The sequence below is a fragment of the Microbacterium trichothecenolyticum genome, assembly GCF_030818955.1.
In the GTDB taxonomy this organism is placed as follows: domain Bacteria; phylum Actinomycetota; class Actinomycetes; order Actinomycetales; family Microbacteriaceae; genus Microbacterium; species Microbacterium trichothecenolyticum_B.
The window spans coordinates 1,967,878-1,990,027 of record NZ_JAUTBF010000001.1 but is presented as its reverse complement, the minus strand read 5'-3'; the positions used below and the strand labels follow the sequence as shown (position 1 = coordinate 1,990,027).

The 22,150-nt window shown below is 68.6% G+C and carries 23 protein-coding genes; 13 read left to right on the top strand and 10 right to left on the bottom strand.

Translation table 11 applies throughout. The features are described 5' to 3' along the window. Positions 1-30: 30 nt before the first annotated feature. The 5 genes from QE412_RS09580 to QE412_RS09560 are packed head-to-tail and all read right to left on the bottom strand — an operon-like array spanning position 31 to position 5,569. On the bottom strand, positions 31-1,260 hold the full coding sequence (locus tag QE412_RS09580) for a hypothetical protein (protein ID WP_307482761.1): 1,230 nt from the start codon (positions 1,258-1,260) through the stop codon (positions 31-33). After that, complete coding sequence (locus QE412_RS09575) at positions 1,257-2,612, bottom strand: hypothetical protein (protein ID WP_307482758.1); 1,356 nt, start codon at positions 2,610-2,612, stop codon at positions 1,257-1,259. The genes QE412_RS09580 and QE412_RS09575 overlap by 4 nt, the downstream gene beginning before the upstream one ends. Then, a complete protein-coding gene (locus QE412_RS09570; protein WP_307482756.1) occupies positions 2,609-3,706 on the bottom strand; it encodes a glycosyltransferase family 4 protein in 1,098 nt (365 codons plus the stop codon). Before QE412_RS09570 ends, QE412_RS09575 begins: the two co-directional genes overlap by 4 nt. Next, a complete protein-coding gene (locus QE412_RS09565) occupies positions 3,703-4,404 on the bottom strand; it encodes an acyltransferase (RefSeq protein ID WP_307482754.1) in 702 nt (233 codons plus the stop codon). Before QE412_RS09565 ends, QE412_RS09570 begins: the two co-directional genes overlap by 4 nt. 4 nt (positions 4,405-4,408) lie before the next feature. After that, positions 4,409-5,569: a glycosyltransferase gene (locus QE412_RS09560; protein ID WP_307482750.1), complete on the bottom strand. Its 1,161-nt coding sequence runs from the start codon at positions 5,567-5,569 to the stop codon at positions 4,409-4,411. A 187-nt stretch (positions 5,570-5,756) separates the two neighbouring features. Here QE412_RS09560 and QE412_RS09555 point away from each other — a divergent pair, with 187 nt between their 5' ends. Continuing rightward, positions 5,757-7,496: a DUF4012 domain-containing protein gene (locus tag QE412_RS09555; RefSeq protein ID WP_307482747.1), complete on the top strand. Its 1,740-nt coding sequence runs from the start codon at positions 5,757-5,759 to the stop codon at positions 7,494-7,496. Between the two features lie 54 nt (positions 7,497-7,550). Here the strand turns inward: QE412_RS09555 and QE412_RS09550 are convergent, their stop codons facing one another. Beyond that, entirely contained in the window at positions 7,551-7,835 is a 285-nt protein-coding gene (locus QE412_RS09550) for a hypothetical protein (protein ID WP_307482744.1), read from the bottom strand. Next, positions 7,832-8,314, bottom strand: coding sequence for a GtrA family protein (locus QE412_RS09545; RefSeq protein WP_307482741.1), 483 nt, complete (start codon positions 8,312-8,314; stop codon positions 7,832-7,834). Before QE412_RS09545 ends, QE412_RS09550 begins: the two co-directional genes overlap by 4 nt. Before the next feature lie 62 nt (positions 8,315-8,376). Here QE412_RS09545 and QE412_RS09540 point away from each other — a divergent pair, with 62 nt between their 5' ends. The 3 genes from QE412_RS09540 to QE412_RS09530 are packed head-to-tail and all read left to right on the top strand — an operon-like array spanning position 8,377 to position 11,197. Beyond that, positions 8,377-9,168, top strand: a complete 792-nt coding sequence (locus QE412_RS09540; protein WP_307482739.1) for a glycosyltransferase family 2 protein — start codon at positions 8,377-8,379, stop codon at positions 9,166-9,168. A gap of 2 nt (positions 9,169-9,170) precedes the next feature. After that, positions 9,171-9,647, top strand: coding sequence for a VanZ family protein (locus QE412_RS09535; protein WP_307482737.1), 477 nt, complete (start codon positions 9,171-9,173; stop codon positions 9,645-9,647). After that, positions 9,644-11,197: a hypothetical protein gene (locus QE412_RS09530; protein ID WP_307482735.1), complete on the top strand. Its 1,554-nt coding sequence runs from the start codon at positions 9,644-9,646 to the stop codon at positions 11,195-11,197. Before QE412_RS09535 ends, QE412_RS09530 begins: the two co-directional genes overlap by 4 nt. A 4-nt stretch (positions 11,198-11,201) precedes the next feature. Here the strand turns inward: QE412_RS09530 and QE412_RS09525 are convergent, their stop codons facing one another. From QE412_RS09525 to QE412_RS09515, 3 genes are all read right to left on the bottom strand, one after another. Next, entirely contained in the window at positions 11,202-12,647 is a 1,446-nt protein-coding gene (locus QE412_RS09525; protein WP_307482733.1) for a glycosyl hydrolase, read from the bottom strand. A gap of 145 nt (positions 12,648-12,792) precedes the next feature. Further along, positions 12,793-13,401, bottom strand: a complete 609-nt coding sequence (locus tag QE412_RS09520) for an arsenate reductase/protein-tyrosine-phosphatase family protein (RefSeq protein WP_307482731.1) — start codon at positions 13,399-13,401, stop codon at positions 12,793-12,795. Beyond that, on the bottom strand, positions 13,398-14,822 hold the full coding sequence (locus QE412_RS09515; RefSeq protein WP_307482729.1) for a polysaccharide biosynthesis tyrosine autokinase: 1,425 nt from the start codon (positions 14,820-14,822) through the stop codon (positions 13,398-13,400). Before QE412_RS09515 ends, QE412_RS09520 begins: the two co-directional genes overlap by 4 nt. A gap of 289 nt (positions 14,823-15,111) precedes the next feature. On the opposite strand from QE412_RS09515, the gene QE412_RS09510 reads away from it, so the two are divergent. From QE412_RS09510 to rpsS, 9 genes are all read left to right on the top strand, one after another. Then, on the top strand, positions 15,112-16,413 hold the full coding sequence (locus tag QE412_RS09510; RefSeq protein ID WP_307482727.1) for a hypothetical protein: 1,302 nt from the start codon (positions 15,112-15,114) through the stop codon (positions 16,411-16,413). Beyond that, on the top strand, positions 16,410-18,287 hold the full coding sequence (locus QE412_RS09505) for a DUF4012 domain-containing protein (RefSeq protein ID WP_307482725.1): 1,878 nt from the start codon (positions 16,410-16,412) through the stop codon (positions 18,285-18,287). The genes QE412_RS09510 and QE412_RS09505 overlap by 4 nt, the downstream gene beginning before the upstream one ends. A 110-nt stretch (positions 18,288-18,397) precedes the next feature. Next, entirely contained in the window at positions 18,398-18,613 is a 216-nt protein-coding gene (locus tag QE412_RS09500) for a hypothetical protein (protein ID WP_307482722.1), read from the top strand. Positions 18,614-19,048: 435 nt separating this feature from the next. Next, positions 19,049-19,357 carry a 30S ribosomal protein S10 gene (gene rpsJ / locus QE412_RS09495; protein WP_013584016.1) on the top strand — a complete coding sequence of 103 codons (309 nt, stop codon included), beginning with the start codon at positions 19,049-19,051 and terminating at the stop codon, positions 19,355-19,357. 8 nt (positions 19,358-19,365) lie between these two features. After that, positions 19,366-20,025 carry a 50S ribosomal protein L3 gene (gene rplC / locus QE412_RS09490; protein WP_307482720.1) on the top strand — a complete coding sequence of 220 codons (660 nt, stop codon included), beginning with the start codon at positions 19,366-19,368 and terminating at the stop codon, positions 20,023-20,025. Between the two features lie 2 nt (positions 20,026-20,027). Further along, positions 20,028-20,690 (top strand): 50S ribosomal protein L4, encoded by a 663-nt coding sequence (gene rplD, locus QE412_RS09485; RefSeq protein WP_307482717.1) that lies wholly within the window; start codon positions 20,028-20,030, stop codon positions 20,688-20,690. Further along, on the top strand, positions 20,687-20,986 hold the full coding sequence (rplW, locus tag QE412_RS09480; RefSeq protein ID WP_055833695.1) for a 50S ribosomal protein L23: 300 nt from the start codon (positions 20,687-20,689) through the stop codon (positions 20,984-20,986). Before rplD ends, rplW begins: the two co-directional genes overlap by 4 nt. Before the next feature lie 24 nt (positions 20,987-21,010). Further along, positions 21,011-21,850, top strand: a complete 840-nt coding sequence (gene rplB, locus QE412_RS09475; RefSeq protein WP_013584012.1) for a 50S ribosomal protein L2 — start codon at positions 21,011-21,013, stop codon at positions 21,848-21,850. 12 nt (positions 21,851-21,862) lie between these two features. Then, positions 21,863-22,144, top strand: a complete 282-nt coding sequence (rpsS, locus tag QE412_RS09470; protein ID WP_013584011.1) for a 30S ribosomal protein S19 — start codon at positions 21,863-21,865, stop codon at positions 22,142-22,144. Positions 22,145-22,150: the final 6 nt, after the last annotated feature.

The following is a 22,150-nucleotide window of genomic DNA, read 5'->3' as shown; positions in this document are numbered from 1 at the left end:
GACCGCGAGGGCGGTCGCCGAGGCGGCGGTTCAGCGCCCGCGCAGGATGCGCACCGCGGTGAGCCCGAGGACGCCGAGCACCGCCAGCTGCACCACCGCCACGCCGGCCGCCGCTCCCGCGACGCCCAGCGCCGCGGCGCCGATGAGGACGGCGGGCACGACGAGCAGGGCGCCGACGCACACCGCCACCAGGTAGGCGCCATCGCGGCCGGAGGGCAGCACGACGCACATCCCGAGGGCCGTGGCCATCGTCATGGCGGCGAGGGCCACGGCTCCGAGAAGCGCGGTGAGCGGGCCGATGTCGAATCCGGGCCCCAAGACGATGGGCGTCGCCCAGGGCACCACGAGGGCGAAGCCGGTGCCCAGCACGAGCGCGAGCAGGGCGTGGATGCCGAGGGCACGCCGCATCCGCCGCAGGCCGGCGTCGCCGGGGGCCGACGACACCCAGCCCTGGAACGAGCCCGTGATCATGTAGACGCCGATGTACCCGTACTTCAACACCCGGTCGAACGGGGCGAAGCCGATGGCCGCGGGCGAGGTCGCCACGCCCAATGTCGACAGCGGTGCCGTCTCCGAGAAGGTGAGCAGCGCGGCGGCCAGTGCCGTGCGCCAGCCGCCGGCGTACGCCGCACGCGCATCGCGCAGCGCCGCGCGGGGTGAGAAGCGCTCGCGTAGCCCCAGGAGCCAGGTCGCGACGAGAAACGCCGCCAGCGTGCCGACCAGCAGCAGAGCGGGGTAGAGCAGAGGGATGCCGGTCAGAAGGGCAGCGACGGCTCCGGCGAGGTTGAGTACGATGCGAGGCGCCGCATCGAACACCAGCGACAGCAGCGGCCGGCCGACGCCGACGGCGTACCAGCTCAGGGAGAGACCCTGCAACGAGAAGGCCAGCGCCGATACGATCGCGAGGGCGTGGTCATCGGCGTGGCTCGCCAGAGCCGCCACGAGGGCGACCAGGGGGAGCGCGACGAGGCTGTTGGCGCCCCGAACCGCGATGCTGGCGCGGAACACGCGAGCCGGGTCCGCCGAACGGGCGACCTCGACCGGACCCCGTACGGCCCAGCCGAAGGTGATGACCGTGGCGGCGAGGGTGCCCAGAGCCTGTCCGATGGCGATCTCGGCGAAGCCGTCGGGGCCGGCGGCACGCGTGATCAGGGGAAGCGCGATGAGGGGGGAGACCGCCGACAGGGCCGAGACGGCCGTGAGGAGGGCGACACTGCGAGCCCGGTGCGGCCGGGGCGGCTCAGGGGCGGGGGAGGTCACGCTCGTCGTCCGCGAGGGGGCGCAGCAGGACCGCGATGAGGATCCAGGTGATCGCGAACCAGAACATGCTCGTCAGCGTCGCCGACAGCAGGTACGAGGCCAGGAGCCCCGCTGCGACGGGCTTGCGCTGCCGGGGCACGCCGACGAACACGGCGACGAAGAGGGTGATCAGCAGAGCGAGTCCCACGATCCCCGCGTCGTAGAGCACCTGCACGGGCAGCATGATGATGTGCCCGCTGATGCCCGGCGTGCCCGGTTGGTCGTGGCGGAGTCCGAACGTGTTCGTGCCCGTTGCCGAACCACAGATTGGCGCCGTGCATCTCTTCGGCCGCAAGCCGCGCAACCTCGACACGGAACGCGATCGTGCCGCCCTGGAAGTCGACATCGCCGATCTTGTTCTGCTGCTCGGGATTGGTCGGATCGGGCTCGCGGGTGGGGGCCGGCGAGGGGTCGGCCGTCGTCGAGACGGATGCCGAAGGACTCGCCGTCGCGGGAAGCGTGCGATCCGCCGGGGCCGTGCCGCCGAGAGCGGCGACGATCACGTAGGTCACCACGAGGGTGCCGACGAGCACCGCCGAGGGGAGGACGCGGGTAAGACGCTCGCGCCACGAGGACCGGCGCGACAAGAGCGTGAAGATGCCGAAGACGCCGAGGCCCAGCACGAGACTGAACACCGCGGTCCGCGTCTGCGAGGCGACCAGTCCCAGCGGGACGGCCACGGCGATGGCCGCGGTCTCCCAGCGCCCGATCCCTCGGCGCGTGATGGCCAGCAGCGTCCAGAAGACGAGGATCGAGGCGTAGATGTTCGCCTCGATGGCGCTCACCCGTGCGACATACACCTCGTAGAGGTAGTCGAAATCGGTGCCGAGGGCCACCTGACCGCGGGTCAGGTTCGCCACGACGTACGCGGCGAAGCCCACGAGCGCCCAGGGCATGACCGAGAGCCGTCCCAGCCGCTCAGCCAGATCCGCCCCCTCGGCGATCGCCATCATCGACACCAGCAGCAGCAGGTCGATGAACAGCCAGATGACGATCGACGCGCTCCACGTCAGGCTCGGCGAGAAGACGAGCGTCGCGACGATGTTCCACACGACGAAGGCGGCGTACACGAGCGGCACGGGGTGCCGCAGCGCGCGCAGGAATGCCCGCCGCAGCGCCGGGTGTACCAGCATCCAGGCCGCGAGAGCCAGCGGGACCACCTGCTCGATGCGAACACGGAAGCCGGCGATCTCGGCGTCGTAGCGGCCGAGGAACGAGCTCGCGACGACCGCGGCGATGAGCACGAGCGTCAGCAGACGCGTCCGGGCGGAGAGGGGCGGGCGGGCGTAGGCCCTGGCGGGAGAGAACGTCACGATCGGGATGCCCCATTCCAGAGTTCTTCCCCGATGCGGCGGTCGAAGGTGTCGCGCGAGAAGAGCCGGTCGAATCTGTCGCGCGCGGTGCTCGCAGCCCGACGGAGCGCGTGCTCGTCGAGCCCGTCGAGGGCGTCTGTCCATGCCCGCACATCGCCGGGGGCGACGAGCAGCTGACTGTCGCCGGCGATCTCACGGAGGCCTCCGCCGTCGCTCGCCAGCAGGGCCCGGCCCGCGCCCAGCGTCTCGATCGCGATCGTGGGCAAGGGGTCGGGCTGGATGCTGGGGACGACGACGACGTGCGCCGCGTCGAGATGTGCCCGCACGTCGGAGGTCGGACCGACCACCGTGATCGTGTCCGCTCGGGGAGATTCCGCGACGAGTGCGGGCACGTCCACCGCCTCCCCGCTCGGCGGCCGGTCTCCCAGGATCGTGAGCCGCAGGTCGGTGCGCGCCGTGGCGTTCCAGGCCGTCAGCAGCACCCGGTGGCCCTTCCAGGCGTTCCACCGGCTGGCGATGACCACGCGGATGCCGCCCTCGAACGAGGGCAGGGGCGTCGCCGGCGCGGAGTCGAAACCGTTGTTGACCACGTGGGTGCGGCCCCGCAGGGCCGCGGGGAGCACGTCGGCGACGGCGGAACTCACCGCGATGATGCGGTCGGCGAGTCGCAGGAAGGGAAGCACGGCGCGCGAACGTTCGTCGATGTGCTCATGAAGGTGCAGCACGACGCGCGCGCCCGAGAGACGGGCGCCCGGCGCCGCGAGAGCCGCGGCCGCGGTGTTCAGGTACACCAGGCTCGGTCGAGCCGCGAGCAGGCGTGCACTCGTGATCACCGTGCGCCAGGCGAGACCGGGCAGACGGGCGGGGCGCAGGTACGCCCGGCGCATGATCGGCAACGCGAGCCGGCGCACCGGGATCCCGGCATCCTGAAGCGCCCGCGAGAGCTGGCGCTCGGGGTAATCGACGTCGGTCGGAAGCCACACTTCCACCTCGACATCGGACGGGCAGGTGCGCAGGACCTCGAGCAGTACGCGATCCGCGCCGTACATCTCGTCGGAGGGATGCACGACGATGCATCGCCGGCGGCGGCTCACGACGTGCTCCGCGACTTCAGCTCCCGGGCGGGGATGCCGCCGTAGACGGCACCGGCGGGCACGTCGCGCGTCACCACCGCGCCGGCGGCCACGACGACACCGTCACCGATCGTCACCCCGGAGGTGATGGTCACTCCGCTCGCGATCCAGCAGCCGGAGCCGATCGTGATCGGAGACCACTCGACGCCCTGGGACTTCACGTCGACCGAGGGGTCGGTCATCACGTGATCTTCGGCGAAGACCCGCACGCCCGGGCCGAGCATCGTCTTCTCGCCGATCGTCACGCCCCCGGAGCACCCGATGTAGCACCCGGGTGACAGGCTGCTTCCGTCGCCCATGACCAGGCCCACCCCGATGGCGCGCGAGTAGTAGCTGCTCGGGCGAATGAGGGTGCCCGCGCCGATCGACACCTTGTCGCCGAAACGGATGCCGTCGCGGCTGAGGCCTTGAATCTCCGCGAAGTCCTCGACGATCAGATCGGATCCGGCGTGCACGAGGTGCGCATTTCGCACCCGAACACCGCGCCCGATGAGGGGGAGGCCGTGCACGGAGCCCAACCGGGGCGAGAGAAGGGCACCCCGCACAGCCATCGGGCCGACCTTCGCCGCCAGTTGCGCGCTCACGATGCGCCACCGGTCGCTGCCGGCCTCGCGCAGACGCTCGCGCTGGTCGTGGATGATCTTCCCGGCGATGCCCATGAGGTCAGCGTTCCCGTTCCCGCGGTGCCTCCGCGGTACCCGCGCCGTCGACGGACGGCAACTGGGCCCGCAACAGCCGCTCGTACGCGGCATTGACGCTCTCCCACGAGTAGGCGTCCCGTGCACGCCGTACCGCCGCTTCGCTCAGCTGCTGCTGACGCCCCGGGTCGGCCAGCAGACCCCGCAGTGCCGACTCGATGTCTGCGGGGGCAGGACCGGTAAAGATGCCCGCGTCCGCCCCGAGAACCTCACGGGTGTGAACGGTGTCGCGCGCGACGATGGGAGCTCCCGCGGCCATGGCCTGCACCAGGGCGGGGTTCGTGCCTCCGACACTGTGCCCGTGAAAGTACGCACCGGCGTGCTGCCACAGACTGTTCAAGCGGTTGTCATCGTGCACGTGACCGAGCCAGTGGAAGCGGGGCACGCGCGCGTCGAGGGCCGCGGCGCGCTCGTCGAGATCGCCGCCGTAGCCGGCCGAACCGACCGCGATGACGTCGTGAGTCGTGGCCAGTCGTTCGGCAGCGTCGAAGAAGGCTCCGACGGTGTTCTCCGGCACGAAGCGCGCGACGATGAGCGAGTACCCCCGATGCGCGAACCCGGGCTCGACCGGGAGCGGCGGGGGCACGTCGGCGCCGTACGGGATGAACTCGCCACCGACGCCGAAGCGGCTCTGCCAGGCGTCGCCGATCGTCCGCGCGTCGACGACCCGCTCGGTCGACCATTTCGCGGTGACCTGGGCGCCCGCGCGGAACACCGCCTTGCCCAGCGCGCTCCACTTCTCGCGTTCCCACTCGAGGCCGTCGACGTTCACGACGGTCGGGATGCCACGAGCTCGCAGCATCGGGAGCCAGAAACCGTTCGCGACGTTCATGATGAGCGCCACGTCGGGGCGGCGTCGCGCCGCGTCGAACGTGGACGTGAAGCCGTACGACAACGTGCTCAGGGCGCGGGAGTCGATGCCTCTGGTCAGGCGGGAGAGAACGCGCGAATCGCGTTCGGGATCGTCAGACTCGACGGCACCGGGACGCCCGTACACCGACACATCCCAACCGTGCTCGACCAGATACGGAGCGAGACGGCGCACAGCCGTCTCGAAGCCCCCGTAGTAACTCGGGTATCCCCGCGTACCGATGATCGCGACGGAAGGCGTGCGGCGATGTCCCACGCGTCTCCTGTCTTTCTGTGGCACTTTCGAATGCACCCCCGGCGACGTCGCACAGCACGCGACCAGCTGCCTTTGCATCCGATTCCGGTAGCATACCCATTCGCGCGACGATCCCCGTCGCGGACGACGCCGGAGGCCTGATTCTCGGCGTGATCGGAATGACATGTCGCGTATATTCCTCCGCCAGATGAACCCCACGAAAATTGCGTGGATCGCGCTCGGCGCGGTGGTCGCGATGGTGATCGCCCTCGCTGCCTCAGTGGCGATCGGTGCATTCATCGCTCAGAAGGAATTGCGAGCCGCGGTCCCGGTCGTCTCGCAATTGCAGGGCGATTTCGGCTCCGATGACCGGCAGGCGCTCGCCGCGTCGGTCGAGAAGCTGCAGAAGCACGCGTCGGCCGCGCGCGGAGCCGCCGACACCCCGATGTGGTGGATCGCAGAGCAGGCGCCGTTCATCGGTCCTACCCTGCATGCCGTCCGCGCGTCGACCGTGGCGGTGGACGAGTTGGCTCAGGGCGTACTGCCCGCGCTCTCCGATGTCGACCCTGCGCTTCTGCGACCTGCGGGCGGGGTCTTCGACCTCGATGCGTTGTCGACGTTGGCAGGACCCGTCTCCACCGCTGCCGCAGCGGGCGAGAAGGCGGCCGATGCTCTCGCCGACGTCGATGTCCAACGAACCCCCGGTGTGCTGCAGGCGCCGTTGTCGCAGCTGGCCGGAGCCGTCACGGCGCTGCAGCCGGCGCTCTCTCGCGCCGATGCCCTCGTGCCTTACCTCCCGTCGATGATGGGGCAGGACGCTCCGAAGAACTACCTGCTCCTCGTGCAGAACAACGCCGAGGCCCGCGGGCTGGGCGGTATCCCCGCATCGGTGGTCATGCTGCGCTTCGCGGGCGGCAAGATGGAGATCGCCCAGCAGGCCGCAAGCGGTGATTTCACCAACAACCGCGCGACGCCGATCGTCCCGCTGGATCCCGAGGTCGTGAAGCTGTACGACGACAAGATCGGTCGCTGGTCCCAGGACGTGACGTCGACGCCCGACTTCACTCTCTCGGCGGAGCTGGCCAAGGCCTACTGGACGGAGACATTCGCAACGCCCGTCGACGGTGTCATCTCGATCGACCCCGTCGTGCTCTCGTACATCCTGCGCGCAACGGGGCCCATCACACTCGCCACCGGTGACGAGCTCACCTCGTCGGACGCCGTGAAAGTCCTGCTGAGCGATGTGTACGCGAAGTATCCGAAGAACGCCGCCCAGGACGCCTTCTTCGCGGCGGCTGCCGTCGAGGTCTTCGACGCCGTCTCGTCCGGCGACTTCGAGCCGGTGCCGTTCGCCGCGGCCATCGTGCAGGCCGTGGACGAGAACCGCGTGTACTTCTCGTCCTTCGACGAGGGTGTCGAGAGCGCGCTCGCCGGTTCGCGACTGCTCGGGCCCCTCCCGGCGTCCGACGACGCGGACCGCACCACACTAAGTGTCTTCGTCAACGACCTCACCGAGGCGAAACTGAGTTACTACACGTGGATGTCGGCCGACGTGGTCGTCGATCGGTGTTCCTCCGTGCCGCGGTACACGATGACGGTCACCTTCGTGAACGCGATCGACAAGGCGACCTCCGACAGTCTGGTCAGCTACATCAACCCGGCTCTGAACTATCCGAAGGGCGTGCTCGGCACGGATCTGCAGTTCTACGGACCCAGCGGCGCCACATTCGTCGGTGCGACCTTCGACGGCGTCGACGTGTCGGTCACCAACGGTGAGCATCTCGGGCGTCCGGTCGGTCGCCTGTGGGCCGTCAACGGGCCCCAGGACGCGCACACCATGACGGTGACGTTCGAGGGCTCCCCGGACGACAGCGCCGAGGTGTCCCTGGTTCACACGCCGATGGTCAACCCCGTGCGCACCAGTGTCAGCGAGGTCGCCTGCGGCTGACCGGCACGTGCCCTGTCGGAGGGCGCGCGGGGCGTCGGATGCGGACCCGCGCGGTCAGAGGATCGTGAAAACGTAGGCGTAGGCCGCGAGCAGCCCGAGATTCGCGAGGCCGGCGAGAGGCGCCAGCAGTCCGACCGATCCGCGGCGGAGGATGACCGCGACGACGGCGAGCACCAGACCGAGCAGCGCCCCTGCGGCGCTCAGAGCGAGAGTGCTGGTGAGCGACAGTGTCTCGACGAAGGCAGCCCACAGGCGTGCGACCACGAGCAGCTGAAAGCCGATCGAGCCGAGAGCCGCGAGAAGAGACAGCGTGCCGAGGACTCGAGGGGCGTTTTTCACGGGCCGAGCCTACCCGAGGGGTTCTCGAGCTCGGGGATCGCGCGCGTGGGCGGGAAGACGACGTAGTGGTAGAGCAGGAATCTGATGACGGTCACCGCGGCGATGGAGACGACGTTCACGATGTTCAGTCCGACCGGTCCTGCCACGCCGAACGTCGCCTCGAGCGCGCGGGCACCGAGCCAGACGGCGCTCGCGCCGATGACCGTGCACAGCGCGTTGACGACGAGGAAGCGCAGCATCTGACGGCCGGCTCCGGTTCGAGCTCGTGAGCGGAAGGCCCACTCGCGGTTGCCGAAGTACGCGTTGACGAGGGCGATCAACGAGGCGAAGACCTTCGCCGCCACGGGACCGAGGCCCGTGAGGAGCAGCAGGTTGAAGGCCGTGATCTCGATCGCCGTGCTGACGGCGCCGACGACGAGGAACCGTACGGACAGGGCGCCCGCACGACGAAGATTCCGGCTGCGCCCCACGAGTGTCATACGCTACAGGTTCGGGGGATAGGCCGGGTGAAAAATGCTCGGGGAGATGCGGGGAAACCAGCGTGCAGGCACCAGACCATATCGCGGTTGTGATACCGGCCTTCAACGAGGCGGAGGCTCTCCCATCCTTCCTGTCCGAGATCCGCGCGTCGTTGGACGCGATGGGAGCGACCGTCTCGATGATCGTCGTGGACGACGCCTCCACCGATGAGACCGCCTCGGCGGCGACGCCTCTTGCGGATGTCGTGCGGATACCGCGCAATCGCGGGCACGGTCCCACCGCTCTCGCCGCCTACGCCAACGGACTGCGCAGCGGCGCGAGTGTCGTCGTGCATGTCGACGGCGACGGTCAGTTCCACGGCGACGACATCGCTCGCGTCGCCGTGGCGGTCGACGAGACCGGTGCCGACGTCGTCCACGGTGTCCGGCACGGGCGCACGGACCCCTGGTTCCGCCGCACCCTGAGCACGCTGGTCCGATTCGCCGTCCTCCTGGTCTGCGGTCGTTCCGTCCCCGACGTCAACACCCCGCTGCGGGCGTACCGCCCGGACGTCCTCCGCACTCTCCTCGAGGCCGTGCCCGCGGAGGCTCTCGTGCCGCACGTGCACTTCTCCATCGCCGAGGCCCGTCGACGTCTGCGCGTGCGGTACGTGGCCGTGCCCAGTATCCCGCGCCGGGGGAGCGTGACGCAGGGGACGATGTGGGGCGCCCGCCGCTCCCGTGCCCTGCTTCCCCCGAGGCGGTTGGTGGCCTTCGTGACGCGCGCGGCGACGGAGTTCTGGCGCGTCGACATCGTCGGGGCGGGTCGAGGGACGTCGCATCCCGCTCACCACGACGCGGCGATGCGCGGCTGATCGTGCGTCTGCTCATCGCGGGGACAGGACTGGCGCTGTGTCTGGTCGTCGTTCTGATGGCCACGCTCTCGCCCACACCGATCGATCAGCCGTACGAAAGCGCGATCCAGCGCGTCCTCTCCGTTCTGCACCGCAGTGGCGTACCCGAGTGGTTCGGGTACCGGTGGATCGAGTTCTCGGCGAACATCGCGATGTTCGTGCCGGTGGGGTATTTCCTCTCGCTGGTCTTCCCGACGCGTTTCCTGTGGATGGCCATCCCCCTCGTCCCCCTGCTGTCAGGCACGTTGGAGGCCGTGCAGTTCTTCGTCCTCCCGGCCCGCTTCGCCACCGTCAACGACGTCATCGCGAACACGGTCGGCGGCTGGACGGGCATCGCCCTCGCCGGTCTCACCGTCGCCGCCGTCCACCTGCGCGACCGTCGGGTCCTGCAGCGCTGGAGGGAGCGCAACGTCATCGGCGTGCGGGATTCGTCGGCATGAACCTGCTCCGCCCCCGCGCCGCGGCGCTCTCGACGGGCGCGGCACTGCTCGTCGCGCTCGTCGCGACCATTCCCCAGGTCGTCAGCGGCCACATCTCTCGCGATTCCGGGGTCTTCCTCTACACCGGCATGGTGGTGTCACGAGGGGGGATGCCGTATGTGGACTCGTGGGACCACAAGGGCCCGCTTCTGGCGGCGATCGAGACGGTCGCATGGCGTATGGGTGGCGGTATCGCCGGGGCACCTTTGCTGGAAGGACTCTCGCTCTTTCTCGGCCTCGCGGTCGCCGGCCTCATCTGGACGCGTTGGATCGGACGCGGGGCTGCACCGGTGATGCTCCTGACCGGGGTGACGTATCTCGCCGTCTTCGAGGGAGGTAACTTCACGGAGACCTGGTTGTTCCCCGTGCAGCTGGTCGCGTACTCCCTCGCCGGCCATGTCGCGATGCGCTCGGGACGGGAGGCCTCGACCCGTGCGGTCGCGTCGTTGGCACTCGCGCTCGGAGCCGCGTTGGCGGTGGGCCTGTTCACGAGGGTGAACAACGTCGTCGGAGTGATGCTCGTCGTGGCGGGGGGCCTGGTGTATCTGCGGCGTCGCGCACTGTTCGGCGCCGTCGTCTTCACCGTCGTCGGCGTGGTCGGACTCGGTCTGGGCCTGTGGCTCTGGTCCGGCGACGCTCTGCGCGCGGGCATCGACCAGTACGTCACGTACAACCTCTTCTACTCGGGAGGTGCGAGCACGGGTGACCGTGTGGCCGCCTTCGCCACGCTGGCGCAGCTCCTGGTGTCCGGCGCGGTGGTCGCCGCCGCTCTCGCGTCGACGGCAGCGTGGCTCGTCGTTCGCCGAGGGACGGGCGCCGTGTCCTCCCGCGTCGTGGTGGTCGTGGTGCTGTTCACCGTCGTCGGCGCGGCGGATGCCCTCTCTCAGATGGTTTCCGGCCGCCCGTATCCGCACTACCTCGTCGTCGCCATCGCCGCTTTCGCCGTCGTGATCGTCGCGGTCGGCCCCCGGCTGCTGTCGGGGTGGCCCCGGTCCTCTCGCGTCAGCGGCAGAGTGGCTCGCACGGGCATGTCCGTCGCGGCGGCGGTGCTGGTCGTGCTGGTGGTGTCCCCGTCGGCGTCGACGGCTGCGCAGGGCCTGCGGACGGTCACCGGCACGGGGGTGTTCGTGCCGGGTTCGTATCAGGCGCAGCTGGTCGACCGAGTGCTCGCCGAGACGAGCCCCGACGACCGCGTGCTCGTCCACGGTGCGGAGACGTGGATCCTCGCAGCCTCCCACCGGCTGTCTGCGACGCCGATCACCTATTCCCTTCCGGTGGAGCAGGGATACGGGGGGCTCGCGCGCAAGTATCTCGCCGACGTCACCGCTTTTCCTCCGGCTCTCATCGTCGAGTCCCCGACATCGTGCGGGATCTCGACCGAGTGCCCGCCCGGTGCGGCCCATTTCTCCGGGCTTGCGCCCTTCGTGGCATCGTCCTACGAGCTCGAGGGCGACATCGTGGGATTCCGCTTCTGGCGACGTGTTCCCGACGCCGTCTCCCCCTCGTCGTAAGCGTTCACGAGATTGTTCGCGTGCGCGCCCGAACGCGGGCGCGCCGTCGCCGCGTCACGATGACCAGAGCCCCTGCGACCGCGAGGGCGACCGCGACTCCCACCGCGACGATGAACCCCGGCGAGCCGTCGCTGCGTCCGCGCGCGTGGGGTGCTGTGAAGGTGAACGGTTCGCCGAGGCTCGTGCTCTGCCCGGCCCCGTTCGTCACGGTCACGGAGACCTCTCCCGGCGGGTGAGGGGGGACCGTCACGCTCACGGATCGTGTGCCCTGGACCGGGAGGATCTTCCCGGCGCTCACATTCGCGAGGCCGGGTCCCGCATATGACTGCGCGGCGGGGCCGGTGAAAGCGTCACGCGCCTCGTCGCGGGGATGAAGCGAGACATCGACGCTGTTCATCATGTAAAGGAATGCCCGCACCTCGGGGAACTCCTTCGGCAACGTCTCCAACGTCTGGGCTAGGAACTGCGCCCTCTGGCCCTTGTCGAACTCGGCGCTGCCGATCTCTGCAATCATCACCGGGCGCGTGGTCAGCGTGCGCAGCTGCGCCATGCTCGGACCGAAGATGGTCGCGAAACTCCTGTTCGCGTGGCGGTTGTACCCATCCAGACCGACCCAGTCGACGTATGAATCTCCGGGATAGAACGTGCGGAATGCAACGGCATGCCTGCTGTCCGCCTTCTCCACATTGGGGCACCACACCCAGGAGACGTCCGAGGCTCCCGCCCGATCGAAGATGTCGTGCACGTGACGCCATGCGGCGATGAACTGCGCTCGATCTGCTTCTTTGCGGACGTTCCACGGGTACCAGCCCCCGTTCGCCTCGTGCATCAGCCGGAGGAAGATCGGCACCCCCGTCTTCGCCACCTGCTCGGCGAACGCCGTGATCTCCGGGTCGTAATCGCCGTCGGCGATGCTCGCGAGGCTCATCGGGCACTGCCCGTCGAAGGCGGTGCACGTGCTCGAGCGGTAGGTGGGGTTCCATGTCAGCATCGGGATGATGCCGCGCTGATGCATCTTTCTCGCCCACTCCGCGGGAAAGTCGTTGAACTCCGTGGCCGATCCCTGTGCCCAGCGCAGGAACTTGTTCATCACGGCGGGATCCCGGCCTGTCGTTGCGGCGAAGTGACTCGCCCCCCGATTGTCGGAGGCGCCCAGATAGATGGTGGGGCCCGCTTCGACGGTCGACACGGCGGGTGCGTCGGCGTCACCGAACTTCACGTGGACGGGGTCGACGAGGCCGTGGCCGCTGAGCGTCACCGTCTCGCCGCCCGCGCTCGGGGCCCGGTCCACCGAGAGTGCGTCGACCGCGAATGCGGAGGCGGTCGGAGAGGGCGCGGTCGACGGCGACCGCGACTGCGCATGCGCGGCGCTGCCGACCGTCAGGACGACGACGAGCACGCTCGCAAGGCAGAGGAGCGTCGGGAGGGAAGAACGAGCAGACTTACGCATGACACGTGTGCTCCTGATCGGGATGTCGGCTGCCGCCGATGGTATCGCCGAGCCGCAGAGGCGATCGAGGTCAGTCAAACCCCGGTGCCGGAAGGCGCCTATGCGTGGGGGATGCGCCCTCGGGGAGTCCTGACGGCGAGATCGATCAGGACGACGGCTGCGCGAGTCGCGCAGCGTGCAACAGGAAGCCTGCGACGCGGTCGGCGGCCGGCGCCAGCTCCGAGAACGAGGCGGCGTAGACCTCGTCCGACCTGCGATATGGGTCGACGATGTCGAACTCTTCAGGAGATGCGGGGGGAGGCACGGTTCCCCGCATCGCCGCCGCGAGCGACACGGCGGCCGCCATCCCTTGGGTGGCCGTGGTCGCGTTCGCCGCGGCGAGCGCTGCCGGGACGTCGGCCTCGACGACGTCGGCGATACGAGCCAGCTCGCGCAGTGTGAACGCGCGGCGCATGGCGGCCGGGACGTGCTCCACGACCGCACGCCGGTGCTCTCTCGCCATCGTCAGGATGAGATCTGCGCCTCGGATCATCGACGTGTCCACCTGACGGGCGCGGTGGGCGGTCGTATCGATCCCTCGTTGCGCAGCGAGCAGTTGCGCAGGGACCGGGACGCCATGGGCGACGAGCGCACCGGTGCCGGCGCTCTCGACCTGCACGTCGGCGACACCGGCGAGCGCGTCGGCCAGGATGAGCTCCGCCACGGGGGAGCGGCAGATGTTCCCCGTGCACACCGACAGGATGGTGAACGTCATCGCTGCTCCGTCTTGTCCCGCCGTGTCCGTCGGCCGTCTCGAGCGACGTCCGCCGCGCCGTCCTGTGCGGCATACGAGTACGCCCCGTACCCGTAGCTGTCAGGACCCTTCGAGGGGAGCATCGTCACGATGACGCCGAACAGTCGGCTGCCGATCGCCTCGAGCTTCTCGACCGCGGCGGTCAGCTGGGGCTTCTTGGTCGTGCCGGATGCGGCGACCATCAGCACGCCGCTGGTGAAGCGCGACACGACAGCCGCATCGGTGACCAGCAGAAGCGGGGGTGCGTCGACGAGCACGTAGTCGAAGGCGTCGGCGAGGGCTTCGAGCGTGCGCTGCATGGCCTGGCTGCCGAGGAGCTCCGACGGGTTGGGAGGCGTCCGGCCCGAGGGCAGGACGAAGAGCTTGCCGGTGCCCCACTGCTGCAGGACGTCCACGAGTTCCGCGCGACCGATGAGCACGTCGGTGAGTCCGACGCCGCCCTCGATGCCCATGTAGTCCGCCACGCGCGGAAGGCGCAGGTCGCCGTCGACGAGCACGACGCGCGCGCCGGTCTCGGCGAGGGCGATCGCGAGGTTCGCCGTCGTGGTCGACTTGCCCTCACCGGGGCCTGCGCTCGAGACGACGAACGAGCGCGATGAACCGTCCACGTCGATGAACTGCAGGTTGGTGCGCAGGCTGCGGAACGACTCGGCACGGGGATTGCGGGGGTCGGCGTGCACGATGAGCGGACGTTTCTTGGCATCCGGATCGAAGGAGATGCCTCCCAGAACGGGGGCTTCCGTCGCCGCCTCGATGTCGTGCAGCGAGTGGATGCGCGTGTCGAGGACGGAGCGCAGGATCGCGATGCCGAGTCCGAGGGCGAGGCCGATGATGATGCCGATGGCGACGTTCAGCGGGACCCGGGGCGTGGCCGGAGACGTCGGAACCAGCGCGGGGGCGATGGTTTCCACCTTGACCAGGCTGGCGGTGTCGCCGTCCGGCTTCTCGAGCCGGTTGACCACGACGTCGGAGAAGTTCGAGCCGACGGAGTTGGCGATGGATGCCGCGAGTTCCGCGTTCGGGTTCGACACCTTGACGGTGATGATGACCGAGTTGGTGGCGGAGGATGCCTGGATCGAGCTCGCCAGTCGCTGCGCGGTGGTGTCGAGGTTGAGGTCGTCGATGACCCGATCGAGCACGAGGGCGCTGTCGATCACGTCGACGAAGCTGACCACTGCCTGGCGGGCGAACGTCGTCCCCTGGGCGAGTTCACTCACTCCCGAGCTGTCGGAGCGAACCGAGACATAGAGCTGTGTCTCCGCTTCGTACGAGGGAGTCTGAAGGAGTGAGTAGCCGTAGGCCCCCGCGCCCCCGAGCACGGTCAGCGCAAGGATGAGGATCCAGTTGCGGTGCAGGATCCGGAGATAATCGCGCAGTTCCAAGCCTTGTCCATTCGCCCGTCGGAAGGTCAAAGGGTGCCCGGCAGGTGCGCGCAGAATTCTCGGGCTATTCTTTCCCGGAGCATTCCGCGCCAATCCTGGCGCCCCCCGGGACAACCCTACGACATTTGCAGAACGGCACCGGATATGGTGCCGCGGAGGCACCATGAACGATCTCAGGACGTTGTTCGGGGAGGCGGGGACGGCTGAATCCTCCGCCCGCCCTTCACCGCGGGGTGACGACAGGAAATCGGCGCTTCGTGCATTGGTGGGAAAACCGACGGCCTCTTCCGTGGGCACTCGCGCGGTCGACACGGCGGCACTTCGGACGATGGTCGGTGCGACGGCTCCCACGGGCGAGGGGTCGCGCCCCGGAGACCTCCAGGCACTGATAGGCGGACCTGCCGCCGACGTCCCTCGTCGCGGCACCGCTGATCTCACGACATTGACGGGTGCGCCCTCACGTCCCGGTTCCGCCTCCTCGGCGACAGCACTGTCGGCGCTGGTGGGCGAGCGCACGGGTGGAGAATCCGACGAGGGGTGGGCCGCTCCCGAATTGGCTCAGGTGGGTCGTCGTCCTCTCTTCGGTGGTCGGAGGAAGGGTGGCGCGGCGAACTACCTGAGCATCGCGGTCTCCGCGCTGGCAGTCCTCGCGCTCATCGGCACGGCGTCGTTCGCGGTCGTCCAGCGTGCCACCGCGAATCCGGCGGATGACGCCATGGTCAGCCTCCGCGAGCGCGAGGCGGAGCTTGCCAACGAGACGAAGGTTCTCCAGACCGCGGTCGATCTGTACACGGCATCGGTGGCAGAGGCGAGCAGTCTGGCGGAGTCGAGCGCGCCGGTACTCGCGAGTCTGCAGGGCCGGGTGGAGTCTGCGCCCTTGAGCGCTGCCGAGGCGGGCCGGGCCGCTCTGGCCCAGGCCGCATCGTCCGCCCGGACGGTGTCGGTCCCGACGTATGCGCGGGGATCGATCGACGAGAAGTCGCTCAGCGAGGTCGGCCGTGCGATCGACGGTGTGCACCTGGCCCGCGAGACGCTCCCCGGGCTGCTGACCGCCGCCCGGGACGCGCGGGCCACGATCGTCGCCACGATCTCCTCTTATCGGGGGCAGTTGACGACATTGGGTACCGCCATCCAGGCGGAGGCGGCCACGATCGTTGCGGCGAACGATTCCGCGGCGCAGGCTTTCCGCGATGCGGTGACCGATTCGGCTGCGCGTGTGACGGCGGCCCAGCGGGCGGGTGGCGACGGCCTGTCGGACATGCCCGCGTACGCCGCGGCGGTCGACGCCCTGCGTGCGGAGAATGCCCGTGTCGTCGCTGCGGAGCAAGAGGAACGGGAGACGATGCCGACCACGCCCCGTAACTCGGGCGGCGGCTCCTCCGACACGAGCCGCGACTCCGACGCCGGAGGTGGAACGAACACGGGTGGCTCCCCCGACAACGCCAACACTCCCGAGCCGTCGCCGTCGCCGTCGCCGTCCCAACCCGGGCCCGAGCCTCAGCCCGAACCCGAGCCGTCCGGGACGGAAGAACCCCCGCCCGTCGTGCCGGTGCCCGATCCGACGGATGTCATTCCGGGTGCAGCCTCGTGACGGCTCCCGCTCCCGAACCTCTCCGCCGGCGTCGTCTCCCGTCAGACGCGCCGGCGGCCGGCACGCGGCGCGGCCGCGTTGCCGCGGCGATCGCCGCCTGGACCCTTGGTGCGTGCGCGTTCGTCGCGTTCGCGTTCGCCGCGATCTCGTTGGCGTTCCTGCATCAAGCGGGCGTCGTACGCACCGATCTCCTCGGCGCGCAGACCAAGCTGTCGTTCGTGCCGCAGATCGTGGCGAACCGCGACATCGCCGGACTGAACCAGGTCTCCGGCGAGGTTCTCGAGATGACGGACCGGGCGGATGCCGGGTCGTCGGGGCCGCTGTGGGATCTCGCCTCTTCGATCCCCGTGGTGAAAGAGAACACGCAGGCCGTCCAGGAGCTCACCGCGATGACGCGTGACCTGACGAGCCGGGCTCTGCCGCCCACGGTCGCCCTGCTCTCGGCATCCGACTTCTCTTCGCTCGCCGTCGAGGGCGGCGGGATCAATCTGGAGCCGTTCCGTCAGGCCGAGGGGGCGCTCCCCGAGATCACCGCCGCGTTCACCGACGCGAAGACGATCACCGACGGTATCGACCGGGCCCTTCTGCTCCCCATCGTCACCGAGCCGCTCGATGAGGTGGCGCAGATCGTCGATCAGGCGGCGCCGTCGCTCACCCTGGTGCAGAAGTACCTCCCGTCGCTGCTGGCAGCGGCCGGCGGAGACGGTCCCAAGACATATCTCGTTGTGTTCCAGAACAACGCCGAGATCCGCGCGACGGGAGGAAATCCGGCGGCATCGAGTGTGATGGTCGTCGACAACGGACGTATCCAGCTGAAAGAGCAGTCCGATTCCATGGCGTTCTATGCCGCGGGACAAGCCGGCCGATCGGCGCTCGACCTTCCCGAAAGCACCCTGGCGTTGTACCCCGACACGTTCACGCGGTACTCGCAGGATTTCACCTTCACACCCGATTTCCCGACCACGGCTCGTCTCTTCGAGTCGCTGTGGAAGCGCACCGACGGCTCACAGTTCGACGGCGTGATGTCGATCGACCCGGTGGTGCTCTCGCACCTGCTCGAGGTCCTCGGCCCCGTCGACCTTCCCACGGGCGAGCAGATCACGGCCGAGAACGCCGTGAAGCTTCTGCTGAGCGATGCCTATCAGCGGTACGGGGACGCCGGGGACAACGGTCGCTCGTCGGACGTGTTCTTCGCCACGGTGTCGTCGACGGTCTTCGCCCGACTCGCCGGCGGGCAGTGGAACCCCGTGGCGATGTTCGACCAGCTCACGCGCAGCGCGCAGGAGCAGCGCATAAATCTGTGGTTCGCCGACGAGCAGGCTCAGGCGTTGGTGACGGAGGCCGGCCTCGACGGAGGACTGCGTGCCGACAACACCGCATCGACCCAGCTCGGCATCTATCTGAACGACTTCTCGATCGGGAAGCTCGAGTATCACCTGAAGACCGAGGTCTCGGCCACGTGCAGTGCGGCGGATCGCACGGTGACGGTCGCGATGACCATGCGTAATGACATCACCGATGACATCACCAACGCCTACACCCTGGGATTCCGCAACAAGGAATACGGCCTGCCCCAGACGACCATGATGCTCGACACTCTCTTCTTCGCCCCGCCGGGCGCGACCATCACGGCGATGGATCCCGTCGATGGAGACATCCCCTCTTTGTCGCGAAGCGGTGTCGAGAACGCCAACACCGGTGAGAGTCGTCTGGTGACGCTCGGACAGGGCGAGACCAGGACGGTGTCGTACACGGTCCAGCTCCCGGGGGGAGCGCTCGGCCCCCTCGACCTTCGGCACACGCCGACGGCGAGCGACACACCCGTGAGCGTCGACTCTTCGTGCGATCCGCTCCTCGCGGGATCGGCGGGCTGATACACCACGCGCGCACCCGGGCGGCAGGCCTTTCCTCGCCGAGGCATCCCCTTCACAATGAAAATCATCGCGCCGGTAACGCGCCGGCACCGGTCACGAAGGAGACGCAGATGGGTGTGGACGACATCATCGCGAAGGGCAGGAAGCTCCTCGACGACAATCGCGACAAGATCGAAGAGGCGCTCAAGAGCGAGAAGGCCGAGCAGGTGAGCGACAAGGTGCTCGACGGCGCGGCCGATGCCATCAAGAAGGTGGTGCCGGTCGAGCATCACGCCAAGATCGACGAGACGCGGGCCAACGTCGACAAACACATCGGCAACTCCTGACGCCCCCTCTCATCGGCGCCGTTCCCGGGAATCGGGGGCGGCGCCGCGTCGTGCGGACACGGAATCTGAGGATCCGCCGAGCGCGACACGCCCGGGTTTGCGACACGCTCACCGGGTCCGTAGACTAGTCCAGTTCCACATTCCGGCGTGCGCTCGGCGCGCGCCAGGATCACTGTCAGGGCAGTGCACAGGCGGCGCGCAAGCGCAGGGTCCTGGGCCGCGGGCAGCAGAACACCACACCGAACCCCTCATCCTTCACGGGATTCGCACGCGTGCGTGCGCGGGGCGGGCCGGATGCCATGGCGTCCGGTTTGACAGCTGAACAGCGGTGCAGCATCTCTCGCGAGAGCGAGGGGAAGTGCCAGGGTGCGTCAGCACCACCGTGCGTCCAATGCCCCAGGTCGGGTAAGACGCGAGAAAGAGAGAGAGCAGACAATGGCGGGACAGAAGATCCGCATTCGCCTGAAGTCGTACGACCACGCCGGACTCGATTCGTCGGCGCGCAAGATCGTCGACACCGTGACCCGTGCCGGCGCCACCGTGGTGGGCCCGGTTCCCCTGCCGACCGAGAAGAACGTCGTGTGCGTCATCCGATCGCCCCACAAGTACAAGGACAGCCGCGAGCACTTCGAGATGCGCACCCACAAGCGCCTCATCGACATCATCGACCCGACGCCCAAGGCCGTCGACTCGCTGATGCGTCTCGACCTCCCGGCCGATGTCAACATCGAGATCAAGCTCTGAGGTTCGACATGGCTGACATCAACTCCAAGATCTCCAAGGGCCTCCTCGGCGCCAAGCTCGGCATGACCCAGGTGTGGGACGAGAACGGCAAGCTCGTTCCCGTCACCGTCATCGAGGTCGCCCCGAACGTCGTGACCCAGCTCCGCTCGGTCGAGAAGGACGGCTACAACGCCGTGCAGATCGGCTACGGCCAGATCGACCCCCGCAAGGTGAACAAGCCCCTCACGGCCCACTTCGAGGCCGCCGGCGTCACCCCGCGCCGCCACCTCACCGAGGTGCGCACGGCGGACGCCGCCGACTACTCGCTGGGCCAGGAGCTCACCGTCGACGGTCTCTTCGAGGCCGGTCAGCTGGTCGACGTCGTCGGCACCAGCAAGGGCAAGGGCACCGCGGGTGTCATGAAGCGTCACAACTTCAAGGGTGTGTCCGCTTCGCACGGTGCCCACCGCAACCACCGCAAGCCCGGTTCGATCGGCGCCTCCTCGACCCCGAGCCGCGTCTTCAAGGGCATGCGCATGGCCGGCCGTATGGGTGGCGAGCGCGTGACCGTCCTCAACCTCACGGTGCACGCCGTCGACGCCGAGAAGGGTCTGCTGCTCGTCAAGGGCGCCGTCCCCGGTGCTCGTGGCCGCATCGTCTACGTCCGCAACGCAGTGAAGGGTGCCTGATCATGGCTGACTCGACTCTCGCGCTCGACGTCGTGAAGTCCGACGGCAAGAAGGCCGGCTCCGTCGAGCTGCCCGCCGACCTCTTCGACGTCAAGACGAACATCCCCCTCATCCACCAGGTCGTCGTGGCGCAGCGTGCCGCGGCTCGCCAGGGCACGCACTCGACCAAGCGTCGTGGCGAGGTCTCGGGTGCCGGCCGCAAGCCCTTCAAGCAGAAGGGCACGGGTAACGCCCGTCAGGGCTCCATCCGCGCGCCGCACATGACCGGTGGTGGCATCGTCCACGGCCCCAAGCCCCGTGACTACGGCCAGCGCACCCCCAAGAAGATGATCGCCGCCGCCCTCCTGGGCGCGCTCAGCGACCGTGCTCGCGGCCAGCGTCTGCACATCGTCGACAGCTTCGGCATCGAGGGCGCGCCCTCGACCAAGGCGGCCGCCGCTGCGCTCACGGCCCTGGGTGCCGTCAAGAACGTCCTCGTGGTCATCGACCGTGACGACGAGCTGACCGTCAAGAGCGTGCGCAACCTCGCGTACGTCCACGTGCTGACCTTCGGCCAGCTGAACGCCTACGACGTGCTCGTCTCGGACGACATCGTCTTCACCAAGGCCGCCTACGACGCGTTCGTCGCGTCGAAGACCGCTGCCACCGAGGAGGTCTCGGCATGACCGCCGTCAACAAGGACCCGCGCGACATCATCCTGAAGCCGGTCGTCTCCGAGAAGAGCTACTCGCTCATCGACGAGGGCAAGTACACCTTCCTGGTGGACCCCCGCTCGTCGAAGACCGAGATCAAGCTCGCCATCGAGAAGATCTTCGGCGTCAAGGTGGCCTCGGTCAACACGATCAACCGCGTCGGCAAGGCCCGTCGCACCCGCTTCGGCACCGGCAAGCGCAAGGACACCAAGCGCGCCATCGTGTCGCTGAAGTCGGGCACCATCGACATCTTCACGTCTGTCGGCTGACGGTCGGGATAGAGGACAAGAACAATGGCTATTCGCAAGTACAAGCCCACGACCCCCGGTCGCCGCGGCTCGTCGGTGGCCGACTTCGCCGAGATCACCCGATCGACGCCCGAGAAGTCGCTGCTGCGCCCGCTGTCGAAGACCGGTGGCCGCAACAACCAGGGCCGCATCACCACGCGTCACATCGGTGGTGGCCACAAGCGTCAGTACCGTCTGATCGACTTCCGTCGTAACGACAAGGACGGCATCGACGCCAAGGTCGCGCACATCGAGTACGACCCCAACCGCACCGCGCGCATCGCGCTGCTGCACTACGCCGACGGCGAGAAGCGCTACATCCTCGCTCCCGCGAAGCTGTCGCAGGGCGACGTCGTCGAGTCGGGTGCCGGCGCCGACATCAAGCCCGGCAACAACCTGCCGCTGCGCAACATCCCCACCGGTACCGTGATCCACGCGATCGAGCTGCGTCCCGGTGGAGGTGCGAAGATGGCCCGTTCGGCCGGCGCCTCGGTGCGTCTGGTCGCCAAGGACGGTCCCTACGCGCAGCTGCGTCTGCCCTCGGGCGAGATCCGCAACGTCGACGTGCGCTGCCGCGCCACGATCGGCGAGGTCGGCAACGCCGAGCAGTCGAACATCAACTGGGGCAAGGCCGGCCGCATGCGCTGGAAGGGCGTCCGCCCGACCGTGCGTGGTGTCGCCATGAACCCGGTCGACCACCCGCACGGTGGTGGTGAGGGTAAGACCTCCGGTGGTCGTCACCCTGTGTCGCCGTGGGGTAAGGCCGAGGGCCGCACCCGCCACGCGAACAAGGAAAGCGACAAGCTGATCGTCCGCCGTCGCACCGCCGGCAAGAAGCGCAAGTAGGAGTAGAGGAAGATGCCTCGCAGCCTTAAGAAGGGCCCCTTCGTCGACGAGCACCTGCTTCGCAAGGTCGTCTCGCAGAACGAAGCCGGTTCCAAGAACGTCATCAAGACCTGGTCGCGCCGTTCGATGATCATCCCCGCCATGCTGGGACACACCATCGCCGTGCACGACGGTCGCAAGCACATCCCCGTGTTCGTGACCGAGACCATGGTCGGCCACAAGCTGGGCGAGTTCTCGCCCACCCGCACCTTCCGCGGCCACGTGAAGGACGACAAGAAGGGCCGTCGCCGCTAAGGCGAC